The following is a 21,689-nucleotide window of genomic DNA, read 5'->3' on the forward strand; positions in this document are numbered from 1 at the left end:
GGAACATAAAGGAGACGGCGAATGCAGAGCTATGAACAAAGTCTCCAGCAGACCCGTAAGTTTCTGCTGGAACACGACGATTATCTTGTAGTGTCGCATGTTCAGCCGGACGGAGATGCAGTCAGCTCCACCCTCGCGGTGGGCTGGCTTCTCTCATGTCTGGGCAAAAAATATTGTATGCTGAACGAGGGCCAGATTCCGCAGCGTATGGAATATTTATGGCATGCCGATCAAATTATCAATCTGTCTGCTGCGGGCGAACTGCCGCGCCAGTACAGCAATGTCATTTGTGTCGACTGTGCGGATTTTCAGCGTGTAGGACTTACCCAGCGTCATTTCACCAGTGATGCACTTATCGTAAACATAGACCATCATCCCACCAATAATGGTTACGGTGCCGTAACGCTTATCAAGCCAGATGCGGCTGCGACAGCAGAGATTCTGTTCGACCTGCTGAAGACGTTTGAGGTGGAATGGGATATCGATATTGCCACGGCCATTTATACCGGACTCTTAACAGATACCGGCGGTTTCCGCTATAACAACACTTCGCCTAAAGTGATGGCAGCTGTATCCGAACTGCTGGCATTGGGCGTGAATGGACCTGAACTGGCTGAGACCCTGCTTGAAGAGATGACTCTTCCGCAGGTCAAAGTGCTCAATCGGGCACTCAGTACACTGCAGCTCAGTCCTGAAGGGGATATTGCCTGGGTGTATGTTACACCGCAGGATATGCTGGATTGTAATGCGGCCAACGAGGATCTTGAAGGGATTGTCAATTATCCGCGTAATATCCGCGGGGTTGAAGTAGGCATTCTGTTCAAGGTAATCGATGAGCATGCGGTGAAGGCCAGCCTGCGTTCAGCAGGTAAGGTCGATGTCGCGGCGCTGGCGCAGGTCTTCGGCGGCGGCGGGCACACGCGTGCTGCGGGAGCCCGCATTACCGGAAGTCTTGAAGAGGCGGTAGCGCAAGTGCTTGAGGAGGTTAAACGTCATCTATGAGTGAACTTACAGGTGTTCTGGCCGTATATAAGCCGGCAGGGTTCACTTCACATGATGTTGTGGCCAAGGCGCGGCGGATTCTCGGCATGAAGCGGATAGGACATACCGGTACACTTGATCCCCAGGTGACCGGAGTGCTGCCGCTGTGCCTGGGACGGGCCACGCGGGTGGTTGAGTACATCCAGGAGCTTCCCAAGGAGTATGTTGCTACGCTGCGGCTGGGATTTGCCAGTGATACAGAGGATTTAACAGGGACGATTACGGAATCAGTTGAAGAGGTTCAGGTTACGGAAGCTGAAGTGCAGGCTGTCCTGAATTCCTTCAAAGGTGTGATTTCACAGGTTCCCCCGATGTATTCAGCAGTGAAGGTGGATGGTAAGCGTCTGTACGAGCTGGCCAGAGAAGGCAAGACGGTGGAACGTAAGAGCCGTGAAGTGGAAATTTATGAGATTGAAATGCAGGATATGGTCTGGAGCGGCAATTATCCCGATATCACATTCCGGGCATTATGCTCCAAAGGAACGTACATTCGTACCCTATGCGTGGATATCGGGCGTGCGCTTGGAGTGCCGGGTGTGATGGTGAAGCTGGAGCGGACCATGTCGGCAGGGATATCTGCCAGTCATTGCCTGACCCTGGAGCAAATTGCCGAACATAAGGAAGCAGGTACGCTGGAAGAGCATTTAATTGCCGCCGATGAGGCGATTTCGCATTTGCCCAAACATACCGTAGCCGAGGAGAAGAAGAAAGCCGCCCTGCAAGGGCAGCGACTATCGCTCCGCTTTGTGGCACCTGAAGTGAAGAGCAGCGGAGATTTCCGGCTCTATGATCTGCAAGGGGAGTTTCTGGGCATCTATGCTTTAGAAGCTACTGGTGCAATTGCTCCTGTTAAAGTGTTTGCACAGGCTTAAACTTTAATTTATTTGTGAATGTAGGTGAGAAACAGCGTGAGAACCGTAACCTTAAGCTATCCAATGTTGCCGGAGACGGCAGCAGAGTGGGCGCAGCCTCAAGTAGTTGCCCTGGGGCAGTTCGACGGACTGCACCGCGGACATGCCAGCGTCATAACATCTGCTGTAGCTCTTGCCCGCCAGGCAGATGTACCTGCAGCTGTCATGACCTTTTATCCCCATCCTAAGGATGTTATGGGTAAGGGTGATTATGAAGGATATTTGACACCTTCCAGGGACAAGCAGGAGCTGCTTGCCGGGATGGGCGTTGATATTTTATATATTATTGCATTTAATGAAGAACTCTCACGGGTTAGCCCGGTGGACTTTGTCTCTGTAATGCTGCTGCCGCTGCAGATTGTAACCGCCGTTGTCGGTTTCGACTTCCGGTTCGGCTACAAGGGTGAAGGTGATGCGGATACGCTTCGGGAGCTGGGGCAGGGTGTTATGAATGTAGAAACGGTCTCCCCGTTTCTTCTCGAAGGGGAGAAGGTCAGCAGCTCCGGCATCCGCAAGTGTCTGCTGACCGGTGAACTGGATAAAGCCAATGCCTGGTTTGGACGTTGTTATCACCTGCGCGGAATTGTAGGTCATGGAGAGAAGCGGGGCCGGACCATCGGATTTCCAACGGCCAACCTGCAGCTCGAAGACCGCTATGTCATTCCAGCCAAAGGCGTGTATGCCGTCAAGGTATTTTACAAGGAAGACGTATTGTACGGTGTGATGAATGTCGGCGTGAAGCCTACGTTTCATGACGGGATGATTGCTCCAAGCTTCGAAGTGCATCTGTTTGATTTTGCGGGAGATATCTACGGGCAGGAGCTTAAGGTAGAGCTGGTCTCCTTTATCCGTTCTGAACGCAAGTTTGAGTCCATCCAGGCCTTAATCGCCCAGATCGGCGCAGATGCCGAGACAGCCAAAGGGCTTCTGGGATATCATTCCTAATCTTTCCCGGACATGCCGTTTACTTTTGTCTTTGAAGGTGCTATACTGATTAACGTTGCTGGAATGACAGCAGCATAACCTTAGCTTGGTTGCTTGTTCTCACCGACGGTGACGAGGCTACTGGCGATTATAATGAAGGAGGTGAACAGGATGGCATTGACTCAAGAACGTAAACACCAATTGATCGACGAGCACAAAACTCACGAATCCGATACTGGATCCCCTGAGGTGCAAGTTGCTATCCTTACGGAGAACATCGTTAATTTGACTGACCACTTGCGTACGCACAAGAAGGATCATCATTCCCGTCGCGGACTGCTGAAGATGGTTGGACAACGTCGTAAACTGCTGGCGTATTTGAAGAACAAAGACATCAGACGTTACAGCGCCCTGATCGAAAAACTGGGATTGCGTCGTTAATATTCCATAAGTAGAGCCCTAAAGCAGCCTGGTTGTATACCGTATGTCCTTCTTACGAGCGACAGCGGGACAGCCGGGTTGCTTTTTGAAAATTTAGGGTAAACTTTTACAGTAGATAAGTGGATATTATTCGCAAAAAACGGCTAGATCACCTCATGGAGGACAAGCCGTTTTTGCTTGTAGAACATACAGAACAAAATTACTATCATTCAAGGAGGGGTTTTATGGAACAACGTGTGGAAATGCAGCTGGGCGGAAGACGCCTTGTGCTGGAAACAGGCCGTCTGGCCAAACAAGCGAACGCAGCCGTTATGGTGCGGTACGGAGATACTTCAGTATTGTGTACGGTTACAGCATCCAGTGAGCCTAAAGATCTGGATTTCTTCCCGCTTACGGTGAACTATGAAGAAAGATTGTACGCAGTGGGTAAAATCCCGGGCGGATTCATCAAGCGTGAAGGACGTCCAAGTGAAAAGGCGATCCTGTCGAGCCGTCTGACCGACCGTCCGATTCGTCCATTGTTCCCGGAAGGGTTCCGCAATGACGTACAAGTCTTGAACCTGGTTATGAGCGTGGATCAGGACTGTGCGCCTGATATTGCAGCTATGATCGGTACTTCTGCTGCTCTGAGTATTTCCGATGTGCCTTTCAACGGTCCAATCGGGGGCGTAGCTGTAGGCCGTATTAATGGTGAATTCATCATCAACCCTGATGTAGCCCAGCAGGCAATCAGCGATATCTATGTCGTTGTAGCCGGTACTAAGGACGCTATCATGATGGTGGAAGCTGAAGCCAATGAAGTCACTGAAGATGTTATGCTTGAAGCGATCATGTTCGGACATGATGAAGTCCGCAAGATCGTAGCTGTAATCGAGCAACTCGTCGCCGTTGCCGGCAAAGAAAAGATGGCAGTGAAGCTGCATGCGGTTAACGCTGATGTAAACGCACAGGTTCGCGCTTACGCAGAGAGCCGTCTGGTTGACGCCGTGAAGATTGCCGAGAAGCATGCCCGTCAGGATGCTATCGATCTGGTTAATAATGAAACGGTGGAGTATTTCGCAGAGAAATACATAGAGACACCAGAACTTCTTAAAGATGTTAAGGAAGTGCTGCATGATATCGTGAAGGACGAAGTAAGACGTCTGATCACGCATGATAAGGTACGTCCGGATGGCCGTAAGCTGGATGAGATTCGTCCAATTGAATGCGATACAGCGCTGCTGCCGCGTACACACGGTTCCGGTCTGTTCACACGCGGACAAACACAGATCCTTAGCGTTTGTACACTGGGCGCGCTGGGGGATGTACAGATTCTTGACGGAATCGATCCGGCTGAAACCAAGCGCTTTATGCATCATTACAACTTCCCTCCGTTCAGCGTAGGGGAAGCCCGTCCGCTGAGAGCACCGGGACGCCGCGAAATCGGCCACGGCGCACTGGGTGAACGCGCATTGTCCAAAGTGATTCCAAGTGAAACTGAATTCCCGTACACCATCCGTCTGGTATCGGAAGCCATCGAATCCAATGGTTCGACTTCCCAGGCGAGCATCTGTGCCAGTATCCTGGCGATGATGGATGCAGGGGTGCCCATCAAGGCGCCGGTTGCAGGTGTTGCTATGGGTCTGATCAAAGACGGAGAGCATGTCTCCATCCTGACAGATATTCAGGGTATGGAAGACCACCTCGGCGATATGGACTTTAAGGTAGCGGGAACAGCGGAAGGCGTAACGGCGATTCAGATGGATATCAAAATCGACGGCATCGACCGTAAAATTCTGCAGGATGCGCTCCAGCAGGCCAAAGAAGGACGTATGTTCATCTTGGGTAAAATGAATGAAGCGATCTCTGCGCCAAGAACAAGCCTGTCCAAATATGCTCCAAAAATCATTATCATCAACATCAATCCGGACAAAATCCGCGATGTTATCGGTGCTGGCGGTAAGATCATTAACAAAATCATTGAAGAAACCGGCGTAAAGATCGACATCGAACAGGATGGCCGTGTCTTCATCGGCTCCGCCAACGAAGAGATGATCCAGAAGGCCCGCGGCATTATCGAAGGTATTGTGCGTGAAGTACAGGTAGGCGAAATCTATGTCGGTACAGTTAGACGTATCGAGAAATTCGGCGCATTCGTTGAACTGATTCCGGGTAAAGACGGCCTCGTTCATATTTCCCAGCTGTCCACAGAACGTGTGGCTAAAGTGGAAGATGTTGTTGCCATCGGCGATACCATTACCGTTAAGGTAACCGAAATCGATCAGCAGGGCCGCGTCAATCTGTCGCGCAAAGCTGTGCTGACTTCGGAAAGCGGAGCGAAGGCGTAAGAAATAGCCTCGCCTGCGGTTTTCCGGTAATCTAATTAAATGTATGAAGAAGAGACAGAAGCATTACCGTTCTGGCTCTTTTTTTCTAGCAATTAACCGGCAGTACTCAGGTGCGGATTGTATATGGCAGTGGGCTGCACTCTATGCGTTTATGCATATTCGGCGCTTTTCATACATAGGCTGGGACAAAGCGTCCTTGCACTTCTACCCTTGTGCCGGGACGGATCAGACCGTTTCTGCCGGGGAGGAAAGACGTCATGAAGACGGACAAAGCAGCGCTTGTGCTGGCCTGCATCGCAGTAGTAATCGGGATCGGCAGCACGAATGGACCGGTCAAAGAGATGATTGCCGGGCTTAAGCCGCAGGCTGATAAGGCCGTGCTGAGCTATGCGCCAAAGCAAACGAACGATGAATTGCGCGCGCAGATTGCCGGCAAGGCAGCGGAGCTGAATGCGCAGCCTGTTGATGCTGTCGTTGACCGGGTGTGGAAAGCCATACCGGGGTACAACGGTCTTGAGGTGGATGTGGAGGCAACCTACCGGAACGCGCTTTTGCGGGGGCCGGCGGACAGCCTCAAACTGGTGTACCGCCAGACAGAGCCGAAGGTATCGCTGAGTGATCTGGGAGCGCAGCCGATCTACCGGGGCAATCCGGCCAAGCCGATGGTGTCGCTGATGATTAATGTAGCGTGGGGGAACGAGTATATTGTGCCAATGCTGGATATTCTGGATGCGGAGAAGGTCAAGGTGACCTTTTTTCTGGATGGAAGCTGGCTTAGTCATAACAAGGAGCTTGCAGCCGAAATGCTGAAGCGCGGACATGAAGTGGAGAACCACGCCTATACCCATCCCAACATGAGTACACTCAGCCGCGCGCGTGCAACGGCCGAGATTGAGAAGACACAGAAGCTGCTGAAGGATAGCCTGGGGGTAACCAACAAATGGTTTGCTCCACCTTCAGGTGATTTTAATCAGCAGACGGTGGAGATTGCAGCCTCACTGGGACTAAAAACGGTATTATGGACACTTGATACGGTCGATTGGCGCCATCCTTCTCCGGATTCGGTTATTGCCAAGATCAGCAGCAAAGCGGAGCCCGGAACCCTGGTACTAATGCACCCGACAGACTCCTCTTCCCAGGCACTGAGGGGAATGATCCGCGGGATTAGAGCCAAGGGTCTGCAGCTGGGAACCGTCAGTCAGACACTCTCAACAGAGCGTATTACACCTCCGGAAGTTGAGTGAACGGACTATTTCTGATAGGATAAGAGGCGCGAATAATAAATACAGACAGATACAGGGGCTGTGCCAGGAGGATTTTACATTGGACAAAATATTATTATCGAACGGACTTCGGGTGGTTACCGAGAAAATCCCGACCGGAAGATCCGTATCCTTCGGAATCTGGGTCAAGACGGGCTCACGCAATGAGAACCCGCTGAACAACGGGATTTCCCATTTCATCGAGCATATGCTCTTCAAGGGGACTGACCGGTACAGCGCGAAGGAGATCGCCGAACAGTTTGATGCGATTGGCGGCAACGTCAACGCGTTTACCTCGAAGGAATATACATGCTATTATGCCAAAGTGCTGGATGAGCATCTGCCGATTGCTGTGGATGTGCTGGCGGATATGTTTTTCCGTTCACGGATGGATGCCGAAGAGCTGGCCAAGGAGAAGAATGTCATTCTGGAGGAAATCTCCATGTGCGAGGACACGCCGGATGATCTGGTCCATGAGCTGATGTGTGCCGCTGCATACGGCGAACACCCGCTGGCTTACACGATACTCGGACTCAAGGAACGTCTGCTGGAAATGACGCCGGATGACCTGCGTGCTTACATGAAAGAGCAGTATACGATCGAGAATACGGTCATCAGTGTAGCCGGAAATATTAATGACGGGCTGATTGAGTTGCTGGAGCAGCATTTTGGCTCGTTCGCGAACCACGGTGAATCGCCTTCGCTGACTGAACCGGATTATCAGGGGGAACTGGTCTTCCACAAGAAGAAAACAGAGCAGAATCACATCTGCATCTCCTTGCCCGGTGTGAAGAGCGGCGGCCCGCTGCAGTATCCCATGGCTCTCTTAAACAATGCCTTCGGCGGCGGCATGAGCTCGCGGCTGTTCCAGGAAATCCGTGAGAAGCGCGGTCTGGCGTACTCCGTATTTTCATATCACAGTGCCCAGGCCGACAGCGGCTTGTTCACCGTATATGCCGGCACAGCGCCGAAGCAGACCAAAGAAGTTACCGAGCTGATCAAAGAAATGCTGCACGATCTTGCTGTGAACGGCCTGAGTGAGGATGAACTCCGCAAAGGTAAGGAGCAGCTGAAAGGCAGTCTGATCCTGAGTCTGGAAAGCACCAGCAGCCGGATGAACCGGATGGGCAAAAACGAGCTGATGCTTGGACGGCAGGATACCCTCGATGAGATGATTGCCAAAATAGGGGCTGTGACCATGGAGGATATCAATGCGCTGCTGGACTTTATGTTCGCGCAGCCGTTATCTCTGGCTATGGTAGGCTCAACAGATAAAGCGATAGCCAATGTTAGGAGAGATGATCTTGTCTTATTACGTTCAAATTAACAAGCTTCCCGGGAATGAGGATGTGCTGCTGCCCTGCAAAATGTCCGAACAGGCCTCGGGATATGACCTGTATGCCGCTGTAGCAGAGGCTGTGGTGCTTGCTCCGGGCGAGCGGGCATTAATCCCTACTGGAATCTCACTCGCTATGCCGGACGGGCTGGAGGCGCAGATCCGTCCGCGCAGCGGCCTGGCACTGAAGCACGGTATCACCTGCCTGAATACCCCGGGTACCATCGATGCGGATTACCGTGGTGAGATTAAGGTGCTGCTGATCAACCTGGGTCAGGAGCCGTTTGCGATTGCCCGCAATGAGCGGATTGCCCAAATGGTATTCCAGGCTGTGCCATCTGTAACGCTGGTGGAGGTCGGTGAGCTCTCTGAAACGGAGCGCGGCGCCGGCGGCTTTGGACATACGGGTAAATAATTAGCGCGATCAATATTTATGATTAATTTAAAAAGCTTGCGGAACTGCACCTTCCTGGTGCGTAACCGCAAGCTTTTTTTATATTTTGTCATATGCTTAGATGCTTTAGCTTCTATTTGGCTGAGCCGTTAGTCTGTCTTGCGCAGCTATCTCATACTGCTTCTCCCGCGGGGCATCCCGGTGATCGATAATATCCTGAACCGTTATATAGGCTTCGATGTCAGGGGGAATTGCATTAGCCGGATCGCGGCTGGGGGTCGGGGAGGGTGGATTTTAAATTTTTAGCTGATTACAGATTGAGCATTGCAGAAACTCAGTGATTTATATCGACGCTGGCTGGAATTCATCTCCGCTCTTCACCCATCTGCACCACACGGCATAAGATGCTCTATAGTCGAATGTGTATGTGGAAAGGAGCGTCATCCCTATGCTTACTGGCATCAGGATCGTGTTCCTGGGCGGGGACGCGAGACAAATTGAAGTGATTCGGAAATGTGTGGAAATGGATGGGTCGGTAAGCGCTGCCGGATTCGATAAGTGGGATGCCCCAAGCCCGGGGGTTAACCTGGAACAAATGTCGGCAGAATTACTCAGCAGCGCAGATGTGCTGGTTCTGCCGGCTGTCGGCTGCGATGATGAAGGTTATATTAATGCGGTATTCGCTTCAGAACGCCTTCAGCTCCTGGAAGAGCATATTGCTGCGCTGCCGTCCCGGGCTATCGTGTATACCGGCATGGCCAAAAGCTATTTGCGCGGCCTGTGTGCCAGACATTCACTCAAGCTGGTGGAGCTGCTGAACCGGGACGATGTGGCCATTTACAATTCAATCCCCACAGCTGAGGGTGCACTGGTTATGGCCATACAGAATACCGATTTCACCATCCATGGTTCTACCTCCATGGTGCTCGGAATGGGCAGGACGGGATTCACCATGGCCAGGGCACTGCAAGGCATGGGTGCAAGTGTAAAAGTTGGTGTAAGGAAACAGGAGCATTACGCAAGGGCAGAGGAAATGGGCTGGAAGCCGTTTATGACCGGAGATCTGCTGCTTCACGTACCGGAAGCGGATCTGATCTTCAATACCATTCCGAGCATGATTATTAACGCACAGGTTCTATCGCGTCTTCAGCGGCACTGCGTGATCATCGATCTGGCTTCCGCACCGGGCGGGTGCGATTTCCGCTATGCCGAGAAGCGCGGGATCAAGGCGATGCTGGCACCGGGACTTCCCGGTATTGTGGCCCCCAAGAGCGCCGGAATCATTATGGCTAATGCACTGGTACAGTCGTTATCAGGCGAGACTTCAATCAGGGGGGACGAATAAATGGATTGGCATGGAAAAACAGTTGGTTATGCAATTACCGGCTCTCACTGCACCTTTGCCGAGGTAATGCCGCAGATTCAGCGGTTCATGGATGGCGGCGCCAACGTGGTGCCGATTGTATCGGCATCTGTGCTGAACACGGATACGCGCTTTGGCACATCGGAAAATTGGTTAAAACAGTTGAAAGATATAACGGGGAATGATATCATTTCTACAATTGTTGAAGCGGAACCGCTGGGTCCTTCGAAGCTGCTGGATGTACTTACGATTGCTCCCTGCACAGGGAACACAACAAGCAAACTGGCGAATGCCATGACGGACAGTCCGGTGCTGATGGCTGCCAAATCGCAGATGCGTAACGGGCGTCCGCTGGTGCTGGCGATCTCCACCAACGATGGGCTGGGCCTGAATGCGGCGAATATAGCTAAGCTGCTGGTAACTAAGAATATTTATTTTGTGCCATTCGGCCAGGATAATCCGGTTGCAAAGCCTAACTCGCTTGTCGCCCGGATGGACCTTATTCCTGAGGCTTGTTATGCAGCCCTGCAAGGCAGCCAGCTGCAGCCTATGATTATCGAACGGTTTCATTCAGCATAGCATTACGGCTCTTCACAGCAGCCAAGCACATACGTAACATATCTGCCGTCCTCATCTTGAGGGCGGTTCAACACTTTATTCAGCAGGTTAAGGCTGGAGCATTGATCAGGGTTGAGGAAAGGGGCATCTTCCTTATGCTTACTGGCATCAGGATCGTATTCCTGGGCGGGGACGCAAGACAGCTCGAAGTGATCCGCAGATGCGTAGAGATGAATGCGGCTGTAAGTGCCGCAGGGTTCGACCAGTGGGAGACTCCGGTTCCGGGGGTGAGTCTGGAACCGATGTCGGCAGAACTGCTCGGCACAGCCGATGTGCTGGTGCTGCCCGTGGCAGGATGCGATGAGGAAGGAAAGCTTAACGCGCTGTATTCCTCCGGTCCGCTTCAGCTGCTGGACGAACATATCGCGGCGCTGCGGGCAGATTGTATAGTATATACTGGTATGGCCAAAGATTATTTGCGTGCCTTGTGTACCAGGCATTCACTGAAACTCGTGGAGCTGCTGGACAGGGATGATGTGGCGATATACAATTCCATTCCTACAGCGGAAGGCGCGCTGGTTATAGCCATTCAGAACACCGATTTCACCATACATGGCTCCAATTCAATGGTGCTGGGCATGGGCAGAACCGGCTTCACGATGGCCAGGACCCTGCAAGGCCTTGGAGCCAGGGTATCCGTGGGGGTCAGGAAGCAGGAGCATTATGCCCGCGCAGAAGAGATGGGCTGGAAGCCTTTTATGACCGGAGCATTGCAGCTTCATGTGGAAGAGGCTAATCTGATCTTCAATACTATTCCCGGTATGATGCTTACGGCGGAGGTTCTATCGTGTCTGCCCGGGCATTGCGTAATTATCGACCTGGCTTCGGCTCCGGGCGGCTGTGATTTCCGGTACGCGGAGAAGCGCGGGATTAAGGCAATTCTGGCTCCGGGCCTTCCAGGAATTGTCGCACCGGCAAGTGCCGGGAAGATTATGGCTGGTGCATTGCTGCAGTCGATTTCGGACGAGGTTCTGCATACGCTAGGCAATGAATGAACGGTTAGAGATTAACACTTGGATTCAGTATTTCAAGGTATGCACCCAGCGCAGCAAGAGCCGTTTTCTATGAAGGTAACAGCTATTCTGCGTATTTATCAGCGCTTGCTTAGAGAAGTAATGGAGGAATTATAAATGGGTATTTTGGTGCAAAAATTCGGCGGAACCTCGCTCTCCACACCGGTGGCCAGAGAACATGTAATCCGTCATGTCAAACGGGAGCTGGCCAGCGGGTTCAGCCTGGTGGTTGTAGTCTCGGCAATGGGCCGCAAAGGGGAGCCTTATGCTACAGATACACTGCTGGATCTGGCGGCTCAAAGCGGGAACTCGCTGCCCGACCGCGAGCGTGATCTGCTGATGTGCTGCGGGGAGATTATCTCGGCGGCCAACCTCTGCGGACTGCTGGAGCAGGAAGGGATCCGTTCTACCGTGCTTACGGGGGCGCAAGCCGGATTCGTGACAGATAGCAGCTACGGCAATGCAAGAATTCTCGATGTGCGGACAGAACGCATTCTACGCGAACTGCGTGAGCATAAAGTAGTAATAGTAACCGGGTTCCAGGGTCAAACCGAAGCCGGTGATTTCACAACCCTTGGCCGCGGAGGAAGCGATACTTCGGCTACAGCGCTCGGTGCTGCACTGCGTGCGGATATGGTGGATATTTATACCGATGTTGACGGCATTCTGACCGCTGATCCGCGGATTGTCGAAGATGCCAAGCAGCTTACTTATGTCAGTTATACGGAAATCTGCAATATGGCCTATCAGGGAGCCAAGGTTATTCATCCCCGGGCTGTAGAAATCGCTATGCAGGCTCAGATTCCGGTACGTGTACGGTCAACGTTCTCCGAAGCAGAAGGGACGCTTGTTACCCATCCTGAAGGCTTCAGCGATGTTTCGCACGGAGTCGTTGACCGTTTTGTCACGGGCGTTGCGTATGTCAGCAACATTACACAGATCTCCGTGGAATGTCCGGACGGCAACGGAACAGGCGTACAGCTGCAGATTTTCAAAAGCATGGCGGATAATGGAATCAGCGTAGACTTCATTAATGTGACTCCATCCGAGGCTCTGTACACTGTGTTTGATGACAAATCGGAGAAAGCAATCTCTGTGCTGCAGGAGCTGGGGCTGCGTCCTAGGAGCTTGTCCGGTTGTGCGAAGGTATCCGTTATCGGCGGAGGCATTAATGGGGTGCCGGGAATCATGGCCCGTATTGTTGAAGCGCTCAGCTCGCAAAATATTCAGATTCTGCAATCCGCAGACTCCAATACAACGATTTGGGTTCTGGTGAAGAAGGAAGATATGGTGCAGTCGGTTCGCGCCCTGCATGCCAAGTTTGAATTGCACCGCTGACAAGGAGGAATTCAAAGTGGATTTCGGAAGACTAATAACCGCAATGGTAACCCCGTTTGACGGGGACGGAGAAATCAACTGGGAAGCAACTTCAAGGCTTGTCGATTACCTGATAGAAGAACAGAAATCCGCTGCGCTGGTAGTCTGCGGAACAACGGGTGAATCGCCTACCTTAACCGATGATGAGAAGCTGAAGCTGTTTTCTTTTGTCAAAAAGCAGGCAGGCGGACGCTGCAAAATCATCGCCGGAACCGGCAGCAACAGTACCAGACATTCCATCGAGCTCACAAAGGAAGCCGAGAAAATCGGCGTGGACGGTGTGCTTCTGGTCGTCCCTTATTACAACAAACCTAATCAGGAAGGGCTCTACCGGCATTTCTCGTCCATTGCCGCCGAGACTTCGCTGCCTTGCATCTTATACAATGTACCAAGCCGCACTACGGTGAGCCTAAGTGTCGCAACCACACTGCGTCTGGCCGAGATTCCGAACATTGTCGCTACGAAGGAATGCGTCTCTGTGGATCAGATCACCCTGATTGCCTCGGCCTGCCCGGATGATTTCCATGTCTACTCAGGGGATGATTCTGCGGGTCTGGCCACGCTTGCTGTGGGCGGCCACGGGATTATCAGCGTAGCCAGCCACATTGTCGGGGCGCAGATGCTGGAGATGATCGAAGCCTTCACTTCCGGGAATGTCCGCCGTGCCGGTGAGCTCCACCGGACGCTGTTTCCTGTGTTCAAGGGGTTGTTCGAATGCCCGCAGCCGCTGCCGAATCCTTCGGCGGTGAAATATGCGCTGGGTCTGCGCGGGATTGACGTAGGTTCAGTCCGGCTGCCGCTGGTTTCTCCGACGGAAGAGGAAGCAGCTTTTATTGCAGCTTTGCTTAAATAGGTATCAATCCAGTATTTCTTAAGCAGATATATATCGCTGACCGTCCGCTCTACAGAGCGGGCGGTTTTTTATTTTGTCAGATCCGTATAAAGACTATGTAAAAAAACGCAAGCCATATACCGCTTTTTTGCTTGTCTTTTCCTCAAATAATGGCTGTTTGTTAAGGAAAGAATAGGACTAGGATCAGGATGACTTGTCTTTTGCCAAAAAAATCATGTATAATGTCCTTAAGTGATTCGGTGCGGTTAAAATAAAATATGCGGTAATCTTCCGTCAATGTAATTTTACATTGTGAGACAGGATAGGTCCTTGGATAAGTCTGTGCTAAACATGCCGGATTTTCGCGCGAGGGGCGCGGTGATGAAATTTTGACGGCGTTTGCCCGCTTCAAGACGATATTACTGCCCGGTTCGGGAGTTTCGCCTTGCGCAATTATACAGACTTATCGGAATTTCTTTGTCGAATAAGGAAAGTTAACAGCAATTTGAAGAAAGTCTACAGCGCCGCTGAAATAATTGAAGCTCATTGTTTACAAATAAAAGTATGACGTCCAACATCATAGGAGGGTTAGATTCATTTGTCGAAAAAAAACAACAACGATAAATTGTCGATATTCGCATTAGGCGGAGTCGGCGAGATCGGAAAAAACATGTACGTTATTCAGTACGGCAACGACATTGTAGTCGTGGATGCCGGTCTGAAATTCCCGGAAGAAGATATGCTCGGTATTGATATTGTAATACCTGACATCTCGTACCTGACTGAGAACCGTGACAAAGTAAGAGGGATTGTGCTTACCCACGGACATGAGGATCACATTGGCGGATTGTCTTATGTGCTCAAGAACCTGAATGTTCCTGTCTATGGAACAAGACTTACACTTGGCCTTGTGGATAACAAGCTCAAGGAAGCGAACCTGCTGGGTGAAACCAAACGGATTCTGATCAACGAAGATTCGGAAATTGAGCTTGGCACCTCGCTTAAGGTAACATTCTTCAGAACCAACCACAGTATTCCTGATTCCGTCGGTGTATGCATCGAGACGCCGGAAGGCAATGTTGTCCACACCGGTGACTTCAAATTCGACCACACGCCAGTTAACGGTCAATTTGCGAACCTGCACCGGATGGCCGAAATCGGATCGAAGGGTGTGCTTGCACTGCTGTCTGACAGTACCAATGCCGAAAAGCCGGGCTTTACACCTTCGGAGAAGAATGTCGGTATTGTTCTGGAAGATATTTTCCGTAAAGCTGAACAGCGTGTAGTTGTAGCAACCTTTGCTTCCAACGTGCACCGTATCCAGCAGGTGGTGAATGCAGCAGAATCGACAGGCCGCAAGATTACTGTAATCGGACGCAGTATGGTTAATGTAGTTTCCATTGCTTCCGAGCTCGGTTACCTGTACATTCCTGACGGTATGCTGATTGAACCGGAAGAAATGAACAGAATGGCCGGCAACCGTGTAGTTGTGCTTTGCACAGGCAGCCAGGGCGAACCAATGTCCGCGCTGACCCGTATGGCGCGCTCCAGTCACCGCAAGGTAGACATTATGCCAGGCGATACTGTTATTATTGCAGCTACACCAGTACCGGGTAATGAGAAGTATGTAGGCCGTACCATTGATGAACTCTTCCGTCTTGGCGCCAATGTAATTTACAGCGGCTCCAACTCCGGTGTTCACGTATCCGGTCACGGCAGCCAGGAAGAGCTGAAGCTGATGCTCAACCTGATGAAGCCGAAATTCTTCATTCCGATTCACGGTGAGTTCCGTATGCAGCGCAGACATGCAATTCTTGCAGAGTCCGTTGGTGTAGAACCAAGCAACATCTTCATCACAGAGCTTGGCGAAGTGATTGAAATTTCCGGAGGAGCAGCACGCAGAGCCGGCAAGGTTACTGCAGGCAACGTGCTCATTGACGGACTTGGTGTCGGCGATGTCGGCAATATCGTACTGCGTGACCGTAAGCTCTTGTCCCAGGACGGAATTCTGGTTGTAGTGGTAACACTCAGCAAGCAGAATGGAGCTATTGTCTCCGGACCGGATATCATTTCCCGCGGATTTGTCTACGTGCGGGAGTCTGAAGGTCTTCTGGACGAAGCTAACCGGATTGTATCCGGTACGCTGCAGCGTCTGATGAGCGAGAAGGTCAATGAGTGGGCTTCTCTGAAGACCAGTGTCAAAGACTCGCTTGGCCGTTTCCTCTACGAGCAGACACGCCGCAGACCGATGATCCTGCCGATCATCATGGAAGTATAATTCAAAGCTTCATTTAGAATATATGCAGGGCAATAGCCCCTTCTCCCCGGAAATATTGGACGGTTTCCTGGGGAGGAGGGGCTTTTTGTGCAGCCATAAGATTTTTTGCCGGCGGACACAACATTTAAGAAGCTCAATCGTTATACTGCCAAGGGGGTGTGAAAGTGGGGGCTGGAAACAAAGAGCAGCTGCTCCAATCCAAAATGGCAGAAATACGCAGATATTTAATCCGGTTGGGTGCCGGAAGTGCAGATGCGGAAGACATCGTACAGGATACAGTATACAAAGCCTTGCTGTATATTGACGGGATTGACGGCCATAAGTACAGTGCCTGGCTCTATAAGGTAGCGATTAACAGCTATTATGATCTATGCCGGAGGCAGACACGGTTCCGGTATTCTGATGAAATGGAGGATTATCAAGCGCCGGAGAGCGAACTTCCGGAGTCCATCCTGCTGCAGCAGGAGCAAAAAATACTGATTGAGAAGATCCTCGGCAGGATGAACCCGGCGAACCGCCAGCTAATTCTGCTGAAGTATGAAATGGAGTTCTCTTATAAACAAATTGCTGCGCTTCTGGGAGTCTCAGAAGGGATAGTAAAGGCTTCCTTATACCGTGCCAGACAGCAGTTTCAACATATTTATGGAGGTGAGGCTGAATGACAGCCCCATGGGATGGACAAGAGGATCAGAATTTGGCCCAAACACTGAAAAAAGCCAAACGCAAAAGCTTAATCCGCAGTATTGTTATTTCGCTGCTGGTTACTATTCTTACACTGACCGCCATATTCTTCGGTGCGGCGAAGCTGATGGAGCGCCGGTCCGCAGAGGCCCATTATAGCGAGTGGAGATATTTAATGATCAGCAGTCCCAATGAATATCCTTCAGGCTTTAGGGATAACCGTGGATTTTTGTCGGGAGTACTGGAGATGAGCACTTACAAAATCATTGAAGGTGTACCCGTCCCCTGGAATGAGAAATGGTTCAATTACAACGAGTGGTGGTTTCCTTTTGCCACTGGCGCTTATGGCGGCACAACCAATCTGCAGGAGTCAGCGCCCCCGGGAAATCCGGACAGCCAGATGTTCAGACGGCAGTATAACCCGCATAACGGTCAGAAGGAGATGGCTTACTACATTCCAGGAGTGGAATATAGTGGTGCTATTCTGAATGACCTTAACCTGCTTACCAGAATGGAACCGGAGGAGCTGGCGGAGATGGCGCTGTCTTTTGACAAACCCTATTCCTTTGAAGAGGTGAAAAGCATGCTTCCCCGGGAGGTCAGACCCGTATGGTATTGGGTGGATACCTATGATGAATCCTCCTGGTTCAATCTGAAACCTCATGAGGACGGGGAGGGTGTAATGGTGAATCCGCAGCCGATGTCATCTTCCGCAGGCGTATACGGCTTTGGAACGGGGCCAAACAGCGACGAGGTACTGCCGGAGAACTTTCTCGGAATGCTTCAAACGGGACTCCAGCATAAGGATTATTACAGCGAGTATAAGCGGATCAGCCGGTACCTCACAAAGGATAAGGCTGAGCCTGACGCTTCAGATGTCCGGATTCTGGGAGTTGTTGTCACCGGCTCTGCCGCAGGTCTGAAGAGCTTGAATGGACAACCCTATATCCGGGGGGCAGTGCTTGGTGCCGTAGCAGATCCCTATTAACATGAACAAACACAGACTGATATTTTATAACCGGATCTGCATAAGGGAGTCCCCCGGAATGTAATACTACCAGGAGATAGTATGGCTGCAGCGGATGGGTGCTGTAAGCAGAAAGGGAGAGCTGCGCACAATGGACTTCACAGGAGCAAGCATGAAAAGCGGCAAGAACGAAGAGATTATGCCTGGAGAGATTAAACCCGGGGTCAGTGAACCTGTGCTGCCCGGACCGGTGGGGGTGCTGAAGGAGCTGGGGCAAACGGCGGTTCCTACAGGGGAGCCGGATATTTTCTGCATGACGATTATTGGCCAGATCGAAGGACATTTCGTATTGCCGCCGCATAATAAAACTACGAAATATGAACACATCATTCCACAGCTGGTTGCCGCCGAGCAGAATAAGAATATCAAAGGGCTGCTGATTATCCTGAACACCGTCGGAGGGGATGTGGAGGCCGGGCTGGCCATTGCCGAGATGATTGCCTCCTTGTCCAAGCCAACTGTGACAGTAGTAATCGGCGGCGGCCATAGCATTGGCGTTCCGATCGCGGTATCCTCCAGCTACTCCATCATTGCCGAGAGTGCAACGATGACGATTCATCCGATCCGGATGAACGGTCTCGTGATCGGAGTGCCGCAAACCTTCGAATATATGGAACGGATGCAGGAACGGATGGTTAAATTTGTAACTTCGCATTCCCGCATTACAGAGTCACAGTTCAAAGACCTGATGTTCAAAACCGGAGAGCTGAACCGTGACATCGGTACCGCTGTCGGCGGACAGGATGCCGTGAAATATGGTCTTATGGACGAGGTGGGTGGCATAGGAGCTGCTCTGGCCCATCTGAACCAAATGATTGCGGGAAACGTTTCGCTCTCGCCTGATCATCTGCCGCCGGGAGGACTGACTCAATGACCTTTTATACGATTCTGCCGATGGAGCAGGTATTTGAGGGTGCACTTAATTATGCGCTGCCGGTGCAGGAGGTAAGCTATCAGGGGATGCTGATGCAGGTTGAACCGCTTGAAGGCGGTCAGGCGCGGATTGTCAGGCTGCTGCAGTGTCCGCTCCACAGGTATCTGGACGCAGCTCTGTCTCCAGGATCGGTCATTCAATTAGACAAATAAATGCGAACATACTGCCTATAGATGCATTTTCTGACAAAAGAGAACATAGGTACGCCACGCCATTATATGGTATAATGTTGTGGGGGTGGCTGGCGTGGCTAAAAAAAGAAAAAAGAAAAAGAAAAAAGCGCTGCTGGGCAGCGTTTTAAAATATGAAATCTATGGAATTCTGCTTATTACGATCTCCGTCATAGCTTTGTCAGGTGAAGCTGCTGTAGGGCGCTCTCTTTCAAGCATGGCAGGCTACTTACTCGGCAGATTCTATTTTGTGCTGCCGCTGGCCGGCATTTTCTATGGACTGATGGTCATGATTCACCGTAGATGGCCGTCAACCTGGAACAGCCGGTATACCGGCGGGCTATTGCTGCTGCTGTCCATGTGCCTGATGAGTACGATTTCGGCTATGCAGCAGAAGCTGGGACCGATCGGAATGCTGCATCCGGGCAATGTGCTGGCCCAAATACATAATGACCTCTCGGGTTCACTGTCTCCGGGCGCTGGTGAGAGCAGCGTGTACATGCTCGGCAAGGACATCAGCGGAGGGTACATCGGAGCGCTGGAGTATGCAGCTCTCCTGTGGCTGTTCGGCAATCTGGGCGCCAAGCTGCTTATGATTGTTCTGCTGGCGATCAGCTTCATGCTGATTACCAATCTGTCGTATGTGGAGCTGTTTACGCTGCTCCGGGTAAGAGCGGTTAAGCTGGTGGAAGGAATAAAGCTCAGATCAGCCAACCGCCCTGCGGCGGTACCAGTAGTGCCCAGAGCTGCAAGAAACAGCAGACCTGCTGCACCGCAGCCGGCAGATGATGATGACTATTACGAAGACGATGAAGAAGAGAATAATAATCAGCTGCCTAGACGTGCACAGCCGAACCTGCTGGGAAGAGTGGCCGGCTGGTTCAGCGGCTCTGCCCGTAATGAGCAGCAGCCCGGGCCGGAAGAATACGATGACGCGGAACTGCCGGATGTAATCCTGACAGAGCCGCGGAACGGTCCGATAATATCCGGGCTTGCGGCCGGCAGGGGAATGCCGCCGGAAGATTTCGGCGAGGATGAATTCCCCGAAGAAGATCTGGAGCCGGTTACCCCGATCATCCGCGACTTCTTCGAGCACATCCGCTCGGAAGGTCTGAATGCGGAGGACCGGGAGGAGTGGAGCGAGTTCTCGCCGGCTGCACGCGGCGGTGCTGTTACAGGAGCGGGCGATGAGGCTCTCCCTGCTGCTGCCGGACATCCTGCACTTGCGGATGAAGCTGCAGAGGACGGACTTCCTGTAGAGCTGGAAGGGCTGCTGGGAACGGCAGAGAATGGTGAAGTGGTTCCGGCAATTCCGCCACCTCCTCCACCCAAGCCGTACAAGCTTCCATCCTTCCGGCTGCTGGCCAAGCCTAATAACGGAGCCAAGGCCGGAGACCAGAATGACTACATGCAGACGGCCCGTAAGCTGGAAGCTACACTTGAGAGCTTCGGTGTCCGGGCGAAGGTGCTTGAGGTTGTCCGGGGACCGGCTGTTACCCGGTATGAGATTCAGCCGGATATCGGCGTGAAGGTCAGCCGGATTGTCAATCTTACCGATGATATTGCGCTGGCGCTGGCAGCCAAGGATATCCGGATGGAAGCGCCGATTCCGGGCAAGTCAGCCATCGGTATTGAAGTGCCGAACTCCGAGGTCTCAATTGTAACCATGCGTGAAGTAATGGAGACGCAGATTTTTCAGGAGGCAGAGTCACGGTTGTCTATTGCGTTCGGACGGGATATCTCCGGTCAGACGATTATAGGCAATCTGGCCAAGATGCCCCATCTGCTGGTAGCGGGGGCTACCGGTTCCGGTAAATCCGTCTGCATTAACGGCATTATTACCAGTATCCTGTATAAGGCGAAGCCTAATGAAGTAAAGTTCCTCATGGTTGACCCTAAGATGGTTGAGCTGAATGTATATAATGGCATTCCTCATCTGCTTGCGCCGGTGGTTACCGATCCCAAGCGGGCCAGTCTTGCCTTGAAGAAGATAGTGGTGGAGATGGAGAAGCGGTATGAGCTGTTCTCCAAGTCAGGCACGCGTAATATGGAAGGCTATAATACATTAATGAAAGATAATCCGGCAGCGGTATTGCCCTACATTGTAGTAATTGTGGACGAGCTTGCCGATCTGATGATGGTGGCGGCGAATGATGTCGAGGATGCGATCTGCCGGCTTGCCCAGATGGCGCGGGCGGCGGGAATTCATCTGATCATCGCCACACAGCGTCCTTCCGTGGACGTCATTACCGGACTGATTAAGGCGAATATTCCTTCGCGGATTGCATTTGGAGTATCTTCGAATGTGGATTCACGGACCATTCTGGATATGCCGGGTGCAGAGAAGCTGCTGGGACGGGGGGATATGCTCTTCCTGCCAATGGGCGCTTCCAAGCCGATTCGTGTCCAGGGGGCCTTCATGAGTGATCAGGAGGTCGAAACCATTGTGCAGTATGTAAGCAGCCAGGGTGAAGCGAATTATGATGAATCCCTTGTTCCTGAAGTGGATGATACCCTATCGGAGGATCAGGATCCGCAGGATGAATTGTACGAACAAGCCGTCCAGATTGTGCTGGAAGCCAAGCAAGCCTCGGTGTCGCTGCTTCAGCGGCGCATGCGGGTCGGTTACACCCGTGCTGCACGGTTAATTGATGCCATGGAGGCAAGAAGCGTGATCGGGCCTTACGAGGGCAGCAAGCCCCGTGAGGTGCTGATGTCCCTCGAACAGTATCAGCATAACAGAATCAGTTCATAACCCAA

The 21,689-nt window shown here is 51.8% G+C and carries 19 protein-coding genes; all 19 read left to right on the top strand.

Annotated features, from left to right (window positions below; genetic code table 11):
• The first annotated feature begins 21 nt into the window (after positions 1-21).
• The 19 genes from MHI42_RS35305 (at position 22) to MHI42_RS35395 (ending at position 21,684) form a co-directional block, all read left to right on the top strand.
• Positions 22-1,002 carry a bifunctional oligoribonuclease/PAP phosphatase NrnA gene (locus MHI42_RS35305; protein ID WP_171716067.1) on the top strand — a complete coding sequence of 327 codons (981 nt, stop codon included), beginning with the start codon at positions 22-24 and terminating at the stop codon, positions 1,000-1,002.
• Positions 999-1,913 carry a tRNA pseudouridine(55) synthase TruB gene (gene truB / locus MHI42_RS35310; protein ID WP_342422189.1) on the top strand — a complete coding sequence of 305 codons (915 nt, stop codon included), beginning with the start codon at positions 999-1,001 and terminating at the stop codon, positions 1,911-1,913. The genes MHI42_RS35305 and truB overlap by 4 nt, the downstream gene beginning before the upstream one ends.
• 36 nt (positions 1,914-1,949) lie before the next feature.
• Positions 1,950-2,897 carry a bifunctional riboflavin kinase/FAD synthetase gene (locus MHI42_RS35315; protein WP_171716065.1) on the top strand — a complete coding sequence of 316 codons (948 nt, stop codon included), beginning with the start codon at positions 1,950-1,952 and terminating at the stop codon, positions 2,895-2,897.
• 150 nt (positions 2,898-3,047) lie between these two features.
• Positions 3,048-3,317, top strand: coding sequence for a 30S ribosomal protein S15 (gene rpsO, locus MHI42_RS35320; protein ID WP_019910460.1), 270 nt, complete (start codon positions 3,048-3,050; stop codon positions 3,315-3,317).
• Positions 3,318-3,541: 224 nt separating this feature from the next.
• The gene (gene pnp / locus MHI42_RS35325) at positions 3,542-5,644 is read left to right on the top strand and encodes a polyribonucleotide nucleotidyltransferase (RefSeq protein WP_342422190.1); all 2,103 of its coding nucleotides are present in this window, start codon (positions 3,542-3,544) and stop codon (positions 5,642-5,644) included.
• A 257-nt stretch (positions 5,645-5,901) separates the two neighbouring features.
• On the top strand, positions 5,902-6,888 hold the full coding sequence (locus tag MHI42_RS35330) for a polysaccharide deacetylase family protein (protein WP_171716064.1): 987 nt from the start codon (positions 5,902-5,904) through the stop codon (positions 6,886-6,888).
• A gap of 79 nt (positions 6,889-6,967) precedes the next feature.
• Positions 6,968-8,233 carry a pitrilysin family protein gene (locus MHI42_RS35335; protein ID WP_042138111.1) on the top strand — a complete coding sequence of 422 codons (1,266 nt, stop codon included), beginning with the start codon at positions 6,968-6,970 and terminating at the stop codon, positions 8,231-8,233.
• Positions 8,211-8,657, top strand: a complete 447-nt coding sequence (gene dut / locus MHI42_RS35340) for a dUTP diphosphatase (protein WP_342422191.1) — start codon at positions 8,211-8,213, stop codon at positions 8,655-8,657. The genes MHI42_RS35335 and dut overlap by 23 nt, the downstream gene beginning before the upstream one ends.
• A gap of 427 nt (positions 8,658-9,084) precedes the next feature.
• Entirely contained in the window at positions 9,085-9,981 is an 897-nt protein-coding gene (gene dpsA, locus MHI42_RS35345) for a dipicolinate synthase subunit DpsA (protein WP_042138106.1), read from the top strand.
• Positions 9,982-10,578 (top strand): dipicolinate synthase subunit B, encoded by a 597-nt coding sequence (locus MHI42_RS35350; protein ID WP_039294817.1) that lies wholly within the window; start codon positions 9,982-9,984, stop codon positions 10,576-10,578. It abuts the gene before it with no gap.
• A gap of 134 nt (positions 10,579-10,712) precedes the next feature.
• Positions 10,713-11,612, top strand: a complete 900-nt coding sequence (gene dpsA / locus MHI42_RS35355; RefSeq protein ID WP_342422192.1) for a dipicolinate synthase subunit DpsA — start codon at positions 10,713-10,715, stop codon at positions 11,610-11,612.
• Positions 11,613-11,747: 135 nt separating this feature from the next.
• Entirely contained in the window at positions 11,748-12,968 is a 1,221-nt protein-coding gene (dapG, locus tag MHI42_RS35360) for an aspartate kinase (protein ID WP_039294812.1), read from the top strand.
• Positions 12,969-12,984: 16 nt separating this feature from the next.
• Positions 12,985-13,860: a 4-hydroxy-tetrahydrodipicolinate synthase gene (gene dapA / locus MHI42_RS35365; RefSeq protein WP_342422193.1), complete on the top strand. Its 876-nt coding sequence runs from the start codon at positions 12,985-12,987 to the stop codon at positions 13,858-13,860.
• A gap of 577 nt (positions 13,861-14,437) precedes the next feature.
• A complete protein-coding gene (locus MHI42_RS35370; protein WP_039294807.1) occupies positions 14,438-16,117 on the top strand; it encodes a ribonuclease J in 1,680 nt (559 codons plus the stop codon).
• A gap of 164 nt (positions 16,118-16,281) precedes the next feature.
• Positions 16,282-16,779, top strand: a complete 498-nt coding sequence (locus MHI42_RS35375; protein ID WP_342422194.1) for a sigma-70 family RNA polymerase sigma factor — start codon at positions 16,282-16,284, stop codon at positions 16,777-16,779.
• On the top strand, positions 16,776-17,786 hold the full coding sequence (locus tag MHI42_RS35380) for an anti-sigma factor (RefSeq protein ID WP_342422195.1): 1,011 nt from the start codon (positions 16,776-16,778) through the stop codon (positions 17,784-17,786). The genes MHI42_RS35375 and MHI42_RS35380 overlap by 4 nt, the downstream gene beginning before the upstream one ends.
• Before the next feature lie 178 nt (positions 17,787-17,964).
• A complete protein-coding gene (locus MHI42_RS35385) occupies positions 17,965-18,699 on the top strand; it encodes an ATP-dependent Clp protease proteolytic subunit (protein WP_246354168.1) in 735 nt (244 codons plus the stop codon).
• The gene (locus tag MHI42_RS35390) at positions 18,696-18,911 is read left to right on the top strand and encodes a YlzJ-like family protein (RefSeq protein ID WP_340986628.1); all 216 of its coding nucleotides are present in this window, start codon (positions 18,696-18,698) and stop codon (positions 18,909-18,911) included. The genes MHI42_RS35385 and MHI42_RS35390 overlap by 4 nt, the downstream gene beginning before the upstream one ends.
• Before the next feature lie 94 nt (positions 18,912-19,005).
• Positions 19,006-21,684 carry a DNA translocase FtsK gene (locus MHI42_RS35395; protein WP_342422196.1) on the top strand — a complete coding sequence of 893 codons (2,679 nt, stop codon included), beginning with the start codon at positions 19,006-19,008 and terminating at the stop codon, positions 21,682-21,684.
• Positions 21,685-21,689 lie beyond the last annotated feature (5 nt).

This window comes from Paenibacillus sp. FSL E2-0178, from assembly GCF_038593005.1.
GTDB classification, from domain to species: Bacteria; Bacillota; Bacilli; order Paenibacillales; family Paenibacillaceae; genus Paenibacillus_AQ; species Paenibacillus_AQ phytohabitans.